Genomic DNA, 15,987 nt, shown 5'->3' with positions numbered 1-15,987 from the left:
CTCCGAGCCCGGAACCGCCATGTCCCGTCGCCCTGCCCGTCCCGCCCGCACCGCGGCGTGGCTGCTCGCCCTGCTCGTCGCCCCGGCTGCCCACGCCGAGGTGTTCGTCAACGAACTGCACTACGACAATGCCGGCGCCGATGCCGGCGAGGCGGTCGAGATCGTCGCCACCGCCGGCGAAGACCTCGCCGGTTACCGGCTGTGGCTCTACAACGGCAGCAACGCGCCAAACGCAGCGACGACCTACGCCAATGTGGCGGTGCCCGCCGGCCAGGCACGCAACTGCGGGGCGGCGGTGTCGATCGCGACGGTGACCTTCCCGCGCGACGGCTTGCAGAACGGCCCCAACGACGGCATCGCCCTCGTCGACGCGGCCGGCTCGGTCGTGCAGTTCATCAGCTACGAAGGCACGATCGTCGCCGGAAACGGCCCGGCCGCCGGGCTGTCGAGCCACAACCTGCCGGTGTCCGAAAGCGCGTCGGCGCCGGTCGGCACCTCGCTGCAGTTGACCGGCAGCGGCGCGACCGCCGACGACTTCGACTGGGCGCCGTCGGCGTCGCAGACCTTCGGGGCCTGCAACACCGGCCAGACCTTCGCAGGCACCGGCGGTGGCACGGGCACGCCGCCGGCGGTGGTCGCGACCATCCCGGTGGCCGGTGCCGGCGATTTCCCGGCCGCCGGCGATCTGTCGGTGGACTTCAGCGAAGCGGTCACGCTGTCGCCGGGCGCGTTCGCGCTGCAATGCGCGACGTCGGGCGCGATCGCGCTCGACCATGCGACCAGCGGCACGCATTTCGCATTGTCGACCGGCACCGCGCTGCATGGTGGCGAGTCCTGCACATTGACCATCACGGCCGCTGCGGTCCACGACGCCGACGGACGGCAGCCGGCCAGCGATGCCAGCGTCGCGTTCACCGTTGCCAGCGGCGGCACCGGCGGCGGCGACTACTACGCCCGCGTCAACACCAGCAGCGCCGCGCAACTGCGCTGCTCGCTGCACGCCACGATCCGCGGCCACACCTCGTATCCCTACAGCGGCAGCGGTACCAACACCTGGACGATCCTGGAGATCGCCGACGAGGACCCCAGCGATCCGGGCCGCATCCTCGATGCCTATCGCAACCGCAGCTACCCCAAGGTGTCGGGCCGCGCAGGCACCGGCAGCGGCCTGACCTACAACCGCGAGCACACCTGGCCCAAGTCGCTGGGCTTTTCGAGTGCGACCGGCGACAAGGGCCTGCCCAATGCGCCGCACACCGACGCGCACATGCTCTATCTCACCGACACCGACCACAACGCCGCGCGCGGCAACAAGCCGTTCGCCGACTGCAGCGCGCAGGCCAGCTGCAGCGAGCGCGCGACCGAGGCCAACCACGGCATCGGCGGCGGCACCGGCACGTTCCCGGGCAATTCGAACTGGACCGACAACGCCGGCTTCCAGGTCTGGCGCCATCGCAAGGGCGACATGGCGCGCGCGGTGCTGTACATGGCGATCCGCTACGAGGGCGGCACGCACCCGTCGACCGGCCAGTCCGAGCCCGACCTGGAACTGACCGACGACCGCAGCCGCATCGTCGGCACGTCGGCCTCGCCCGCGTACATGGGCCTGCTGTCGACGCTGCTGGCCTGGCACCAGGCCGACCCGCCGGATGCGGCCGAGCGCGCGCGCAACGAGGTCGTCTACAGCTTCCAGGGCAATCGCAATCCGTTCGTCGACCATCCCCAGTGGGCGACCCGTGCCTTGTTCGAGAGCAGTCAGCCGGCCAGCTGCCAGTTGGCGAACTGAAAGACCCCGCGCCCGTCCGGCACGCATGGCGTGCCGGGCGCGACGCGCCGCGTGTCCGTCGACCCACGGCCTACAATGCGCAGCCCGTTCTCAAGGTGCTCGCGCGTGACCCCGCCCCTGATCGACATCGGCGCCAATCTCACCCACGACAGCTTCGACCGCGACCGCGACGCCGTGCTGGCGCGCGCGCGCGATGCCGGCGTGACCCGGATGATCGTCACCGGCGCCAGCCGCGAGCACTCGCCCAAGGCGCTCGAGCTCGCGCGCCAGCACCCCGGCATGCTGTACGCGACCGCCGGCGTGCATCCGCACCACGCGGCCGAGTACACCGAGGAATGCGACGCCGAACTGCGCGCGCTGCATGCGCACGCCGAGGTGGTGGCGGTGGGCGAATGCGGGCTCGACTACTTCCGCGACTTCTCGCCGCGGCCGGCGCAACGCCGCGCCTTCGAGCGCCAGTTGCAGATCGCGGCCGATCTCGCCGCCGCCGGCACGCCCAAGCCGCTGTTCCTGCACCAGCGCGACGCACACGAGGACTTCGTCGCGATCATGAAGGACTTCGAGGGCCGCATCGGGCCGGCGGTCGTGCACTGCTTCACCGCCGGCCAGCGCGAACTGTTCGATTGCCTGGATCGCGACTGGCACATCGGCATCACCGGCTGGCTGTGCGACGAGCGGCGTGGCCACCACCTGCGCGAACTGGTGCCCAACATCCCCGCCCACCGGTTGATGGTCGAGACCGACGCCCCGTACCTGCTGCCGCGCACGCTCGACCCGATGCCCAAGGACCGCCGCAACGAGCCGGCATTCCTGCCGCACATCGTCGCCGAGCTCGCGCGCGACCGCGGCCAGACGCCCGAGGCCGTGGCCGCGGCCACCACGACCACGGCAGCTGCGTTCTTCGGTCTGGATTGATCGCAGGTCTGCGCAGCATCGCGATGCTGGTGATCCGGGCACACGGCCCGGCATCCGCACAAGCGGCGCGAAGCACCGCAGGGGGCGAGCATGCGATGCTCGCCACTCTGCCATCAGGATAGATCGCATGATCGAGATGATCATTCCGCAGCGCCGCCACGACCTGGGGGGCGGCTTCTCGGTCGGCCGGGTGCTGCCGTTCGCCAAGCGACGCATGATCGGGCCCTTCGTGTTCTTCGACCACATGGGGCCGGTCGATCTGCCCGCCGGCATCGATCGCAGCGTCGATGTCCGTCCCCATCCGCACATCGGGCTGTCGACCGTGAGCTATCTGTTCTCCGGCCAGATCATGCACCGCGACAGCCTCGGCTACGCCCAGGCGGTCAAGCCGCACGAGGTGAACTGGATGACCGCCGGCAGCGGCATCACCCACAGTGAGCGCTTCGACCACGCGCGCCAGCACGGCGACTGTGTGCACGGCATCCAGGCCTGGGTGGCGTTGCCCGATGGGCAGGAGGAGATCGCGCCCTCGTTCTCGCATCACGCCGGGCACGAACTGCCGCAATGGGACGAGGCGGGCGTCACCGGTCATCTCATCGCCGGCAGCGCCTACGGGCTGAGCGCGGGCGCCAAGACGCTCTCGCCGCTGTTCTACGCCCATCTCGAACTGGCCCCCGGCGCGGTCGCGGAGATTCCAGGCGGTCACCGGGAACGCGGCCTCTATGTCGCCACCGGCGCGGTGGAACTGGACGGCGCGCGCTACGGCGCCGGGACGATGCTGGTGCTGGACGCGGCAGCCTCTCGCGTGCGCGCCGCCGAGCAGGCCACAGTGATGGTGCTGGGCGGGGAACCGATCGGCGAACGCTTCATCTACTGGAACTTCGTCTCGTCCTCGCGCGAGCGCTTGGCGCAAGCGGCCGCGGACTGGAAAGCCGGCCGGATGAAACTGCCGGACGCCGACGATGCGGAGTTCATTCCGCTTCCCGACAACATGCCGTTTCCGGCGCCCCCGGCGATGTCGTAACGCGGGCGGCGTACGACCGCACCCGCGGGCACAGCTACCGCGACAGGCGTCCGCGCCGCGGCCAGGCCGCGAGCAAGGCCCAGACGCCGCCGATGCCCGCGACCCAGGTCGCGACCGGCAGGCCGCCCACCCGCGGGCCGCCGGCCTCGAGCGCGTAGAGCACCGCCGCGACGATCAGCAGGCCCACGCCGAGGATCGCCGCGACCACGCGCCGCTGCATGCCCTGCATCGTGGTGGTCAGCAGCGCCAGGTCGTCGGAGCGCATGCGCAACTCGTGCCGGCCCTCGACCTGCTGCTTGAGCCAGGCGTGCAGCAGCTGCGGCATCTCCGGCGCGCGCGTGACCAGTTCGGGCAGGCGGTCGCGGAACTCGCGCAGCAGCCGCGGCGGACTGTAGCGCTCGATGAGGATACGCTCGAGCACCGGGCGGGCAACGGCCCAGATATCGATCTTCGGGTCGAGCAGCCGGCCGATGCCCTCGATGCTCAGCAGGGTCTTCTGCAGCAGGATCAGCTGCGGCTGCAATGTCAGCTCGTAGCGCTGCGCGGTGCGGAACAGCTTGCCCAGCACCTCGCCCAGCGAGATCTCCGACAGCGGCCGGGTGAAGTACGGCTCGCAGACCGCACGCACCGCCGCCTCGAGCTCGTCGATGCGCAGATGCGCGGGCATCCAGCCGGCCTGCACGTGCAGCTCGGCGATGCGGCGGTAATCGCGGCGGAAGATCGCCATGAAATTCTCGGCGAGGTAGTACTGATCCTCGCGCGAGAGCTGGCCCATGATGCCGAAGTCGAGCGCGATGAAGCGCGGATTGGTCGTGCGCTCGGGATCGACCCAGATGTTGCCCGCGTGCGCGTCGGCGTGAAAGAAGTTGTCGCGGAAGACCTGGGTGTAGAACACCCGCACGCCCTTGGCCGCCAGCGCGGACCGGTCGATGCCGGCCGCGTCGAGCGCGGCGATGTCATCGCTGGGAATGCCGTACACGCGCTCGAGCGTGAGCACGCGCTGGGCGGTGCGCTCCCAGACCGGCGCCGGCACGTAGAGATCGCTCGATTGCGCCCAGAAGCGCCGCAGCACCGAGGCGTTGGCGCCTTCGCGCTGCAGATCGAGCTCGGCGGCGAGGGTGTTCTCGATCTCGGCCACGACTTCGCGCGGGCGGATCTTGTCGGCGTTGGGATGGGTGCGCGCGACCAGCGCGGCGAGATTGCGCAACAGCGCGACGTCGGCGGCGATCTGCTTCTCGATGCCCGGACGCAGCACCTTGACCACGACCTCGCGCGGCGGGCCGTCGGCAGTGCCGGGCAGCATCGCCGCGTGCACCTGGGCGATCGATGCCGAGGCCAGCGGCACCGGGTCGAAGGCAACGAAGGCCTGCGCGATCGGCATCGCCAGTTCGCGCTCGACGATCGCCTGCGCCAATGCGCCGTCGAACGGCGCGACCCGGTCCTGCAGCAGCGCCAGGTCGTCGACGATGTCGGGCGGCACGATGTCGCGACGGGTCGAGAGGATCTGTCCGAACTTCACGAAGATCGGACCGAGTTCCTGCAACGCCAACCGCAGCCGGGCGCCGCGCGACTGCGCGGCGATCGCGGCCGAGGCCCGCGGCACGAATGGCCGCGCCAGCCGCAGCCAGCGTTCGGCCGGCGTGCCGTCGAGCAGGTCGTCGAGCCGGTAACGCAGCAGCACCCGGCCGATGCGCGAAGCGCGCAGCAGGCCCTTCATGCGGCGGTCCCGCGACCGAGCCGCGCCACCCGCACCGCGAGCCGCTCGATATCGTCGCGCAGGCCGTCGACATCGTCATAGAAGGCCTCGAGCTCGGCGCGCGGCACCACATCGCGCGATTCCTCGGTCACGTACTCGGCGACACTCTCGGCCAGGTTGCGGCCGACCTCCTGCGCCTGGCGCAGCGCCGTGGCGAAGGCGTTGGCGACCTGCACACCGACCACCTCGCCGAGCACGGCGACAAACGGCCGCTGCCAGTCGGGGTCGAAGCCCGCGGCCAGGCGTTGCAGCCGGCGCGCGAGCTCGGCATCGCCCGAGACCCGGACCTGGCCGATCGGCGGCGCATCGCCGCGACGCAAGAACGGCAGCTGGCCAAGCGCGCCGGCCAGCGTGGTCCGCACCGACAGGTCGGCCTCGACCTCGGGATCGGGCGGGCCCACGCGCAAGCGCTCGCCGTCCACGCGCAACGTCAACGCCAGCGGCGGCGCACTCAGCGCGAGCGCGATCTGCTGGCCGTCGAGCGCGCGCAGCGCCGCCCCGGTGTCGGCATCGAGCGCGATCGCGCGGTTGAGCGCAGTCTCCAGCGCGCGGCCGGCCATCGGCTTGAGCACGGAGAACGGAGAGAACGGAAGGTCGGCCATGACGCGATTGTAGCGTCGGGCCTAGGCCAGGGCGCTCGCGCAACCCAACGCAAAAAGGCCCGCCGGTGGCGGGCCCTTTGCGTCATCGCGACGGTGCGGTCGGGGCGTCAGACCCCTCGTCCGCGCAGCATCGAGATCACGGCCAGGATCAGGAACACCACGAACAGGATCCAGGCGATATTGGTGGCGGCACCGGCCACGCCGCTGAAGCCGAGGACACCGGCGATGATGGCGACGACGAGGAAGATGACGGCATATCTGAGCATGGTGGTCTCCTGGTGGGCTTCGGCCAGTAGCGGCTGCGGGACCCACCGTATGCCCGCTCAGGTCGCGATCAGGTGATGGCTGAGCAGGACTTCCACGAATCTTTCAGTCGAATGAGACCGTCGTGAAGGGAGACCGCGGGCCGGTAGCCGAAATCCCGCATCGCCGGCGCCATGTCGTACCAATGCGTGGTGCTCAACTGCTCGGCGAGGAAACGCGTCATCGGCGGCTCGCCGGACAGGCGCAGCAGTGGCCAGAGCGTTTCGCACACCGCGCCTGCCGCATAGGCCGCGCGGAACGGGATCGTCTTGTGCACCGGCGGGGCTCCGGCCGCCTCGAGCAGCGCGTTGACGATCCAGCGCACCGTCGTCGGCTCGCCATTGCTGATGAAGTACGCGCGTCCGGCGCAGGCCGCGCCCGGCGCCAGATGCGCGAAGGCGTCGAAGTGCGCCTGCGCGGCATTGTCGATGTAGGTGGTGTCGATGCGATTCTCGCCGTCGCCGACGAAGCGCAGCCGGCCGGCGCGGGCCCGCTCGACCAGGCGCGGCAACAGTTGCTGATCGCCCGGCCCCCAGATCAGCCGAGGCCGCAGCGCGACCGTCGCCAGGTCCGGGCCGTTGGCCGCCAGCACCGCACGCTCGGCGATCGCCTTGGTCGCCGCGTACGGCGCCTTGAACCCCTCGCCGTAGGGCACGGTGTCGGCGGTGCCGCCCTCGACCGGATGCGTGGCGCGATGGGTGACGCTCGGCGTGGACGTGTACACGAGCCGTCCGATGCCGTGCGCGCGGCAGGCGTCGAGCACGTGCTGGGTACCGACGACGTTGGCCTGGTGGTAGCTGTCGTAGTCCCCCCACGCGCCCGCCTTGGCGGCGTTGTGGAACACCGCGTCCATGCCGGCCGTCGCCGCGCGCACGGCGTCGCGGTCGGCGAGATCGCCGCGGATCTGGCGCACGCCCAGGGCTTCGAGTTCGGGATAGTGGCCGCGATTGAAGCTGGCGACCGTGTGGCCGCGCGCGACCAGGCCGCGGCACAGCGCCTGCCCGAGGAAGCCGCCGCCGCCGGTGACCAGGATCTGCATGTCGCGCTCCACGCTTGAGGAGCGCACACGATAGCGGGCGCCTGCCGGGCTGGCGACGCAGGCGCGCGCAAGCGCTTGATCGGCAAGCCCTTCAGAAACCTTCATCCCACCACCGGGCACTTCATCCGCCGCTTTGGTGGGCTGGCCACTTCCCCAACGGAGTGCCGACGATGTCCATCCTCCCGCGCCTGCTTCTGCTGGCCGCCCTCGCCTGCCCGCTGTCCGTCGCCACCGCATCCCCCCCGGCGCTGGACGACGGCTGGCCAGTGGCCGATCCCGCCCGGCTGGGCTGGGACGCCGCACAACTGGCGGCGCTCGATGCCGCGATCCAAGCAGGCGCGGCGCCCGACGCCACCAGCGTGCTGGTCGTCCACCGCGGCGCCTTGATCCACGAGGCCTACTTCGACGGCGCCGAGCGCGGCACGCTGCACGACACCCGCTCGCTGACCAAGAGCGTGACCGCGCTGCTGGTGGGCGCGGCGCTCGATCGCGGCCTGATCGCCGATGTCCGAGCGCCGGTGCTGGGCTTCTTTCCCGACCGCCGGCCGGCCCATCCCGGCGCGTTCAAGGACGCGACGACCGTCGAGGACCTGCTGACGATGAGCGCGCAGTGGGAGTGCGACGACAACAACACGTTCTCCAGCGGCCACGAAGAACGCATGTACGTGAGCGCGGACTGGACGGGTTTTGCGCTCGACCTGCCCGAGCGCGGCTACGCGCCGTGGCAGACGCGGCCGGCCGACAGTCCGTATGGGCGGGCGTTCGCCTACTGCACCGCCAACAGCCTGCTGCTGGGCGCGATCGTCGAGCGCGTCAGCGGCAGGCCGCTGGCCGACTTCGCGCGCGACGCGCTGGAGCGACCGCTGGGCATCGCGGAGGCCACGTGGAAGCGCGCGCCAGAAGGCACCGGCATGGGTGGCGGCGGCACTGGATACCGCAGCCGGGATCTCGCCCGGCTTGGCCAGTTGCTGGCCGATGGCGGACGCTGGCAAGGCCGCAGCATCCTGTCGGCGGCGTGGATCGACGCGATGCTGCAGCCGCGCGCACGCACGCCGTTCGACGCCGACTACGGGTATCAGCTGTGGCGCTTCGATGTCGCCGCGGGCGCGCGGCGGTGGCAGGTCTGGACGATGTCGGGCAATGGCGGCAACGCGGTCTTCGTCATCCCCGAAGGCCAGTTGGTCGTGGTCGTGACCCGGACCCACTACAACCGGCCGGGGATGCACACGCAGACCCGGGCCTTGTTGTCGGACTACGTGCTCAGCGCGCTGCCGTGACCGCGACCGCGTCGGCCGGCAGGCGCCCGGCGGCGCGCACGCGCGCCCGCTCGTGCGCGATGCCGGCATCGATCCGCGCCAGCACTGCGGCGAAGCCCGGCGCGCCGCGCAGGTCGGCGAACAGCGGCGAGACCCGCAGGTAGTCCGCATCGCGGTGGCCGGCCGTGACCGCGGCGTCCAGCGCCTCGAGCGCCGCGGCGCGGTCGCCGGCCAGCTACGCCAGCAGCGCAGCATCGAGTCCATCCAGCGGATCGGCGCCGGCGGCCAGCCCCGTGCGCAGCGCGGCGCTGCGTGCGCGCAGTGCCGGCGCCGCGGGCCGCGACTCGGCCCCGACGATCCAGGCGACCGTCGCTGGCAGGCTCGCGTGCGGCTTGAGCGCACGCGCGCGCTGCGCCGCGTGCCGCGCGGCATCGAGATCGCCGCGCTGCAAGGCCAGCTCGGCGGCCAGCAGCTGCAAGCCGGCGTGGTCGGTGCCGCGCGACAAGGCTTCGTCCAGCGCCACCTGCGCCTCGACGTCGCGCCCGTGGCGGTGCAGGAAGCTCGGCCAGGCAAGGTTGGAGAACACATTGTCGGGATAGAGCTGGAAACTGCGCCGGTAGCGTCCTTCGGCCGCATCGGCATAGCCGAGCAGGTCGAGGTCGGCGGCGATCTGCAGCGCCAGGAACCGCGCGTCCTCGGGACGGTGCACGGCCAGGTTGGCCGCCAGCGCATCGGCCAGCCGGCCCTGGCGCGCGTACAGATAAGCGGCCGACGCCCGCGCGGCATCGTCGTCGGGGTCCAGCGCCACTGCGCGTTCGTAGCCGGCCAGCGCCGTGGCCACCTCACCCCGGCAATCGTGGGCATAGGCCAACGCGGCGTGCGCGGCCGCCAGGCGCGGCTGGCGCGCGAGCACGTGTTCGGCCAGCGCCTGCGCGCGGTCGGCATCGGCGGGGTCGCCGCCATACAGGCACAGCCGCGCAGCATGCGCGCGGGCCAGGCCCAACGCGGCCTGCACGTCGTCGGGCGCTTCTTGCAGGCGCTGCCGGTACAGCGCGAGCGCACGCGCGTTGTTCTCGCGCTGGCCGATGCGGGCGTAGTAGTCGGCACGCTGCAGCAGCGGCGACAGCGCCTGCGCGGCCGGCCTCGGCCACGACCACCAGCCGATCGCGGCGATCACCGGCAGCAGCGCCAGCACCGCGCCGGCAACGAGCCGCCTGCGGCGAACGCCGGGCACGCGCAGCGCATCGTCGTCCGGATGTGGCGGGCTGCACAGCTGATAACCGCAGCCCCGCACCGAGCGCAGGTAACGCGCCCGGCGCCCGTCGTCGCCGAGCGCCTGGCGCAGCAAGCGCACGCGCTGGGTGACGGTGTCCTCGCTGACCAGCGCCGGCGCCCAGACCTGTGCGATCAGTTCGTCGAAGCCAACGACCCGCGTGCCCTGCCTCAACAGGTAGTGCAGCAGGCGGAAGCTGAGCCCGGCCACTTCCAGCACCTGGCCGTCGTCGCGCACCACCCGCTGCCGGGCCACGTCGATGCGCAGATCGTCGAGACGATAGTGCGCAGGCGACGCGGCGGCGGGCTCAGACACGGGCGGCGGCCCAGGCGGCGAGCGTCTCGCGGCCGATCTTGGCGTTGTGGCGGATATCGACCGGGAAGCGCGGGTGGAACAGCACCGTCGCGATGCCGGCGGTGTGCACGAAGCCGGCACCGATATGGCGCAATTCGTCGGCGATGCGCGCGTGCTCGGTCTTGCCCACGCCCGGCCGCGGCTCCACGCACAGCACTGGGGTCTGGCGGCCGGCGGGGCCGACGCCGACCAGGGCGGTGCGCGCGACATCGGGGTGGACGTTGAACACCGGCTCGACCTGCTCGGTGCACAACGTGGCGTCGCCGGTCACGACGCGATGGCCCTTGCGCCCACAGAACCACAGCCGGCCCTCGCTGTCGAAATAGCCCAGGTCGCCCATGCGGTGGACGATGCGCACGCTGCCGTCGGGCCGGGTCTCGGCGATCTTCGCCAACCGGGTCTGCGCCTCGCGGCCGAAGTAGGTATCGGTCGCGGTGGGGCCGGCGACGGTGATTTCGCCGATCTGTCCGCGCGGCACCTCCAACGCATCGGACCACGTGGCGATCGCGGCATCGTCGACGCCGATGATCCGCACCTCGTTGGGCGGGACCGGCCGGCCGACACAGGTGCCCGCGCCCTGCTCGGTGCGGCTGCGCAGTGCCAGCAGTTCGCGTCCCTCCACGACCGCGACCGGCAGGCATTCGGTGGCGCCGTACGGCGTCCACAGCGAGGCCTGCGGCGGTAGCAGCGCGAGCATCGTCGCCACCACGTCCGGCGGCACCGGCGCCCCGGCCGAGGTGACCCGGCGTATGCCAGGCAGCGGCGCGCCATGCGTGGCGAGCACCCGCATCAGCGCCGGCGAGCCGAACAGCTGGTCGACACCGAAGCGCGCGATCGCCGAGTGCAGTTTGTGCGGGTCGGCGCGCGCCGGGCGGGTCGGGTCCATGTCCGGGACGATCGAGGTCAGCCCCAGCGCCGGATCGAACAGGGCGAACGGCGGGAACGTCGGCAGGTCGACGCCACCGGGTGGGATGCCGAACGCGTCGCGCAGCATCGCGATCTGCGCGACGAAATGGCGGTGCCGGTACACCACCCCCTTGGGCACGCCGGTCGAGCCGCTGGTGAACAGGATCGCGGCGACCTCGTCGGCGGCCGTGGCCGCCAACTGCGGCCCGGCGCCGGCGCCGGTACGTTCGACCTGCGCCAGGGTCGCGTCGGCCAGCACGGCGCGGTGGCCAGTGGTGATGCGGATCGCCGCCGAACGCGCCCAGCCCAGCAACACGCGCGCGAACTGGGCCAGCGGAATGCCGATGAAGGCCTGCGCCTGCGCCTCGTCCAGGCACTGCCGCAGGGCGCGCCGGTCGATGCCCGGATCGACCAGCACCGGCACCGCGCCGGCCTTGAACAGCGCGAACATCAGCAGGAAGAACTCGGGACTGGGCCGCACCATCAGCACCGTGCGGGTGCCGCGGACGATGCCGCGCGCGGCCAGGCCGGCGGCGATCGCGTCGCTGCGTGCATCGAGCGCGGCGTAGCTGAGTGCATGCGCATCGCGATAGCGCCCGTCCGGGCCGGGGCAGCGCAGTGCGATCTGGGTGGGGCGCTCGCGCGCCAGACGCGGCAACGCGGCCGCGATGTTGACCGCCTCGACGGCGGGGCTGGGGGCATCAGGGTGCGTCATCGGCGACAGGATACCGGCGTGCCGGGCCCGGCCGGCAGGCGTTGCGGCTACGATGCGCGCACGCCCGTTGCCCTGGACACTGCCGATGCGCGCGATCCGCCGCTCCTCCCTGCCGCTGCTGGTCCTGATCGCCGCCCTGGTGTTGACGATCGGCGGCTGCGCCAGCAGCAGCCAGCAACGCAACGCGCTGGAACGGGTACAGACCGCCTGGGCGAGCGCGATGCGCTGGAACGACATCGAGGGCGCCTGGCAGTTGGTCGACCCGGAGGTGCGCGCCGAGCGGCCGATGGGCGAGCTGGCGTTCGCTCGCTACGGGCAGTTGCAGGTCACCGGCTACCGCGCGCTCGGCGGCCAGGCCGGACCGGACGAGGCCCTGCGCGAGATCGAGATCCGGGTGGTCAACCGCCATTCGATGGCCGAACGCACGCTGCGCCACACCGAGCGCTGGCGCTGGGACCCGGACGCCGGCACCTGGTGGAATGTCAGCGGCCTGCCGGATTTCTGGGAAGGCGAATAGCCGGCCCGGGCGGCGGCCCTGCCCCCGGTCGGGGCCCCGGGTGGTGCGCTCGGCGCGGTGTGCGACAATCGCCGCCCGCTGACGCTGCGCGAATCGTGTCGTGAACTTCGAAGAACTGCTGGCCTTCCTGGGCCGAAACCAGATGATGTCGCTGATCCTCGCCGTGCTGACGGTGGCGATCGTCTTCAATGAGATCTCGCGGCTGTTCCGTGGCTTCAAGGCTTTGCGGCCTGCCGAGCTGACCGCGCTTGTGAACCGCGACAACGCGCTGGTCGTCGACCTGCGCCCGAGCGCCGACTTCGGCAAGGGCCACATCCCCGGCTCCAAGAACGTGCAGATGAGCCAGTTCGACCCGGAGAGCAAGCAGCTCGTCGCGGCCAAGGCGTTGCCGGTCGTGCTGGTGTGCAAGACCGGCAGCACTGCCGGCGACGCCGCCAAGCGCCTGAAGAAGGCCGGCTTCCAGAACGTCTACGTGCTCGATGGCGGCATCGCCGGCTGGCAGCAGGCCGATCTGCCGCTGGTCAAGGGCCGCGGCTGAAGGCCGACCGCCCTCCGCGGGTGCCATAATCGGCGATCCGCTTCATCCACATCATCGCTGGAGTCGATCCCATGTCCGAAGAACAGGCCAACAACGGCGCCAACGGCGCAGCCCCGGCACAGCCGGCCGGCGCGCAGTTCAGCGTCGAGAAGATCTACGTCAAGGACGTCTCGTTCGAGTCGCCCAAGGCCCCGCAGATCTTCAACGAGCAGGCCCAGCCGCAGCTCAACATGAACCTCAACCAGAGCGTGCAGCGCGTGGGCGACAACGCCTACGAAGTCGTGCTGGCGATCACCCTGACCTGCACGATCGGCGAAGACGACAACAACACCGTCTACGTCGCCGAGGTCAAGCAGGCCGGCGTCTTCGGTCTGGCCGGTTTCGACAGCGGCACGCTCGACGCGCTGCTGGGCACGCAGTGCCCGAACGTGCTCTACCCCTACGCGCGCCAGCTGATCGGTGACCTGATCCAGGCCGGCGGCTTCCCGCCCTTCCTGCTGCAGCCGATCAACTTCGACGCGCTGTACGCCGAGGGTCTGCGCCAGCGCGGTAGCCAGCAGCCGGCCGGCCAGCCGACCACCGACCAGATCGGCAACGCCTGAGCGTGACCGACCGCGCGACTGCCGTCGCGGTGCTGGGCGCGGGCTCCTGGGGCACCGCGCTCGCTTCGCTGATCGCCCGCAACGGCCACCCCACCACGCTGTGGGGCCGGGACGCGGCGACGGTTGAAGCGATCGACCAGCGCCACGAAAACCCGCGCTACCTGCCCGGCATTCCGTTGCCGGAACGGTTGCGCGCGACCACCGACTTGGCGCGCGCGCTCGACGGCGCCGGGCTGATCCTGGTCGTGGTGCCCTCGCACGCGTTCCGCGAGACGCTCGCCGACCTGGCGCCGCTGCGCCCGTCCGGCGTCGGCATTTCGTGGGCGACCAAGGGCTTTGAGCCGGGTTCGGGCCGGTTCCTGCACGAGGTCGCCGGCGAGTTGGTCGGCGACGACGTGCCGCTGGCCGTGGTCACCGGGCCGTCGTTCGCCAAGGAGGTCGCGTCCGGGCTGCCGACTGCGGTGACGGTGCAGTCCGAGGACGAGGATTTCGCCCGCAGCGTCGCCGATGTGCTGCATGGGCCGAGCTTCCGGGCCTACACCGGCACCGACATGCGCGGCGCCGAGCTCGGTGGTGCGATGAAGAACGTGTTGGCGGTCGCCACGGGCGCGGCTGACGGCATGGAATTGGGCCTCAACGCCCGCACGGGCCTGATCACCCGTGGCCTCAACGAGATGCTGCGCTTGAACCGCGCGATCGGCGGTCGCCCGGAAACGCTGATGGGACTGGCTGGCCTGGGCGATCTGGTGCTGACGTGTTCGGGCGATCTGTCGCGCAATCGCCGGCTGGGCCTGGCCCTGGGCCGGGGCGAACGGCTCGAGGATGCGGTGCGCGCGATCGGCCAGGTGGTCGAGTCGGTGCAGACGGCCGATGAAGTCATGCGGCTGGCGAACCGCCACGAGATCGAGTTGCCGATCTCGAGCAACGTCCAGGCCGTGCTGCACGGCGAGATCAGCCCTGCCGAGGGGCTCGCCCGGCTGATGGCCCGCGAGCGCAAGCCCGAGTACACCGGGGCGCTGTTCTAGGCGGCGTTGCCGGCTGGCGAAGATGCGCGGCGATGCCCGCAGCTGCGATGCTGGACCCGCAACCGCGGTCAAGATCGGTTGACGGTGCGGGCATCGTGCCGGACCCGATAGCGATCGCGCCTGCCTTCGGAGCCCCAGCCGCGATTTTCAGGAACGCCGAGATCGAAACGCGTGTGCCCCTGAGCGAAGACGAAAGGCGAGCCATCCCTCGCGGCACCGACGCAAGGGGCGTGGTGTGCATGGTCGGCCTTGCAATCGCCGCGGTGCTTGCCGGCTGCTTCTTCGTACTGTCGCTGGACTGGACCGACTACGTCTTCATCCTTGGCATCATCGCACTCGGGGTTCTCGTGTTCGGGGCGATCATCAGCGTCATGAACGCCGACGTGCGGCGCGATCTCAAGGCAGGGCAGAAGGCCGTGATCACGGGCACTGTGGAAGCGCGCGTGCTGACCCATATCGAGCAGCTTGCATTCCACAGCGTCCGAATACGGGAGCCGCAGGGCACCCGCCACGTGTTCGCGATCCATGAGGCGATCTACGCAAGGCTGCAGGCCGACGAGAACGTGGAAGTGAGTTGTCTGCCCTACTCGCGGATCCTCCTGAGCCTACGCACGCGCCATGTGCGATGGTCGCTGCAGGACGACGCCAGACGGCGCACCGCATGAGGCCCGCCCCGCCCTCCCGGGCCATGGCGCGGTACTACGGCGCCAGCCTGGTGCTCAGCGTGCTTGCGCTGTCGGTCTGGGCAGGCTGGTTGCTGCACTACCAACCGCCGCGTGCTGTCGATGGCAATGGCCCCGACCCGGTCGGCTTGCTGCTGTTCTTCGGCGCCTGGCCCCTGGGCCTGTTGCTGGTGCACTCGGCGCTGCTGGCCTGGCGCCTGCAGCGGCGACGCCCTGCAACGATTCTCGCCGGTCGGCACGGGCTGGCGATCCATGCCGTGCTGATCTGCCTCTTCATCGCCTGCCTGCTGCGCTGAGCGACATCTCGGGCTGGCGACCACGCCCGATCTGCCATGACGCCCTGCCACGTGCAGCGGTCTCGAGCGCACGGCAACCCGCCACACGACGGGGCGAGGCACCGCACATTCACGTGGACTGCTCCCCATCCAACGGGGTCCGGCACGGCTTGTCCCGCGCGATCCGGGCGAGCGCTCCGCCTGGCGCACCAAACCCGGGGTCAGAGTGCAATTTCGCCTCCCTAAATTGCACTCTGACCCCGGTTTTGATTTAGACCCGCCTTTGCGACGTCTGGACGCACGCGAATATCACCTGCTGGGATGTGGGGCAATCCCTGGCCAGGACGCCGCGCCGCCGGACGAGCACCTCGATGCGCCCGCTGACTTCGACACGAACCCCCAAAAAAAAACCCGGCCG

16 protein-coding genes are annotated in these 15,987 nt (G+C 71.1%); 10 read left to right on the top strand and 6 right to left on the bottom strand.

Annotated features, from left to right (window positions below; all coding sequences use genetic code 11):
* Positions 1–19: 19 nt before the first annotated feature.
* The 3 genes from ABE505_RS03315 (at position 20) to ABE505_RS03305 (ending at position 3,725) form a co-directional block, all read left to right on the top strand.
* Positions 20–1,786, top strand: coding sequence for an endonuclease (locus ABE505_RS03315; protein WP_346441950.1), 1,767 nt, complete (start codon positions 20–22; stop codon positions 1,784–1,786).
* Positions 1,787–1,891: 105 nt separating this feature from the next.
* Positions 1,892–2,701, top strand: a complete 810-nt coding sequence (locus tag ABE505_RS03310) for a TatD family hydrolase (RefSeq protein ID WP_346441951.1) — start codon at positions 1,892–1,894, stop codon at positions 2,699–2,701.
* A 127-nt stretch (positions 2,702–2,828) separates the two neighbouring features.
* Positions 2,829–3,725, top strand: a complete 897-nt coding sequence (locus ABE505_RS03305; protein ID WP_346441952.1) for a pirin family protein — start codon at positions 2,829–2,831, stop codon at positions 3,723–3,725.
* A 34-nt stretch (positions 3,726–3,759) separates the two neighbouring features.
* On the opposite strand, the gene ubiB is transcribed toward ABE505_RS03305, so the two are convergent.
* The 4 genes from ubiB to oleD form a co-directional block, all read right to left on the bottom strand.
* Positions 3,760–5,442 (bottom strand): ubiquinone biosynthesis regulatory protein kinase UbiB, encoded by a 1,683-nt coding sequence (gene ubiB, locus ABE505_RS03300; protein WP_346441953.1) that lies wholly within the window; start codon positions 5,440–5,442, stop codon positions 3,760–3,762.
* Entirely contained in the window at positions 5,439–6,083 is a 645-nt protein-coding gene (locus ABE505_RS03295; RefSeq protein WP_346441954.1) for an SCP2 sterol-binding domain-containing protein, read from the bottom strand. The genes ubiB and ABE505_RS03295 overlap by 4 nt, the downstream gene beginning before the upstream one ends.
* Positions 6,084–6,190: 107 nt before the next feature.
* Positions 6,191–6,349 (bottom strand): DUF1328 domain-containing protein, encoded by a 159-nt coding sequence (locus ABE505_RS03290; protein ID WP_047137175.1) that lies wholly within the window; start codon positions 6,347–6,349, stop codon positions 6,191–6,193.
* Between the two features lie 68 nt (positions 6,350–6,417).
* Positions 6,418–7,425, bottom strand: coding sequence for a 2-alkyl-3-oxoalkanoate reductase (oleD, locus tag ABE505_RS03285; RefSeq protein WP_346441955.1), 1,008 nt, complete (start codon positions 7,423–7,425; stop codon positions 6,418–6,420).
* Between the two features lie 170 nt (positions 7,426–7,595).
* On the opposite strand from oleD, the gene ABE505_RS03280 reads away from it, so the two are divergent.
* The gene (locus ABE505_RS03280; RefSeq protein WP_346441956.1) at positions 7,596–8,702 is read left to right on the top strand and encodes a serine hydrolase; all 1,107 of its coding nucleotides are present in this window, start codon (positions 7,596–7,598) and stop codon (positions 8,700–8,702) included.
* 214 nt (positions 8,703–8,916) lie between these two features.
* Here ABE505_RS03280 and ABE505_RS03275 read toward each other — a convergent pair whose 3' ends face one another.
* Positions 8,917–10,269, bottom strand: a complete 1,353-nt coding sequence (locus ABE505_RS03275) for a winged helix-turn-helix domain-containing protein (RefSeq protein WP_346458262.1) — start codon at positions 10,267–10,269, stop codon at positions 8,917–8,919.
* Positions 10,262–11,929, bottom strand: a complete 1,668-nt coding sequence (gene oleC, locus ABE505_RS03270) for an olefin beta-lactone synthetase (protein ID WP_346441958.1) — start codon at positions 11,927–11,929, stop codon at positions 10,262–10,264. The genes ABE505_RS03275 and oleC overlap by 8 nt, the downstream gene beginning before the upstream one ends.
* 85 nt (positions 11,930–12,014) lie before the next feature.
* Between oleC and ABE505_RS03265 the strand changes: the two genes are divergently transcribed.
* The 6 genes from ABE505_RS03265 (at position 12,015) to ABE505_RS03240 (ending at position 15,590) form a co-directional block, all read left to right on the top strand.
* Positions 12,015–12,446 carry a hypothetical protein gene (locus ABE505_RS03265; protein ID WP_346441959.1) on the top strand — a complete coding sequence of 144 codons (432 nt, stop codon included), beginning with the start codon at positions 12,015–12,017 and terminating at the stop codon, positions 12,444–12,446.
* A gap of 100 nt (positions 12,447–12,546) precedes the next feature.
* A complete protein-coding gene (locus ABE505_RS03260; protein WP_346441960.1) occupies positions 12,547–12,984 on the top strand; it encodes a rhodanese-like domain-containing protein in 438 nt (145 codons plus the stop codon).
* Between the two features lie 71 nt (positions 12,985–13,055).
* The gene (gene secB / locus ABE505_RS03255; RefSeq protein ID WP_346441961.1) at positions 13,056–13,586 is read left to right on the top strand and encodes a protein-export chaperone SecB; all 531 of its coding nucleotides are present in this window, start codon (positions 13,056–13,058) and stop codon (positions 13,584–13,586) included.
* 2 nt (positions 13,587–13,588) lie between these two features.
* Complete coding sequence (locus tag ABE505_RS03250) at positions 13,589–14,611, top strand: NAD(P)H-dependent glycerol-3-phosphate dehydrogenase (RefSeq protein WP_346441962.1); 1,023 nt, start codon at positions 13,589–13,591, stop codon at positions 14,609–14,611.
* Positions 14,612–14,643: 32 nt separating this feature from the next.
* A complete protein-coding gene (locus tag ABE505_RS03245; protein WP_346441963.1) occupies positions 14,644–15,276 on the top strand; it encodes a hypothetical protein in 633 nt (210 codons plus the stop codon).
* On the top strand, positions 15,273–15,590 hold the full coding sequence (locus ABE505_RS03240) for a hypothetical protein (protein WP_346446105.1): 318 nt from the start codon (positions 15,273–15,275) through the stop codon (positions 15,588–15,590). Before ABE505_RS03245 ends, ABE505_RS03240 begins: the two co-directional genes overlap by 4 nt.
* Positions 15,591–15,987 lie beyond the last annotated feature (397 nt).

The organism is Luteimonas sp. TWI382, assembly GCF_039674545.1.
GTDB lineage: Bacteria > Pseudomonadota > Gammaproteobacteria > Xanthomonadales > Xanthomonadaceae > Luteimonas.
This window is presented reverse-complemented; position numbering and strand designations above follow the sequence as displayed.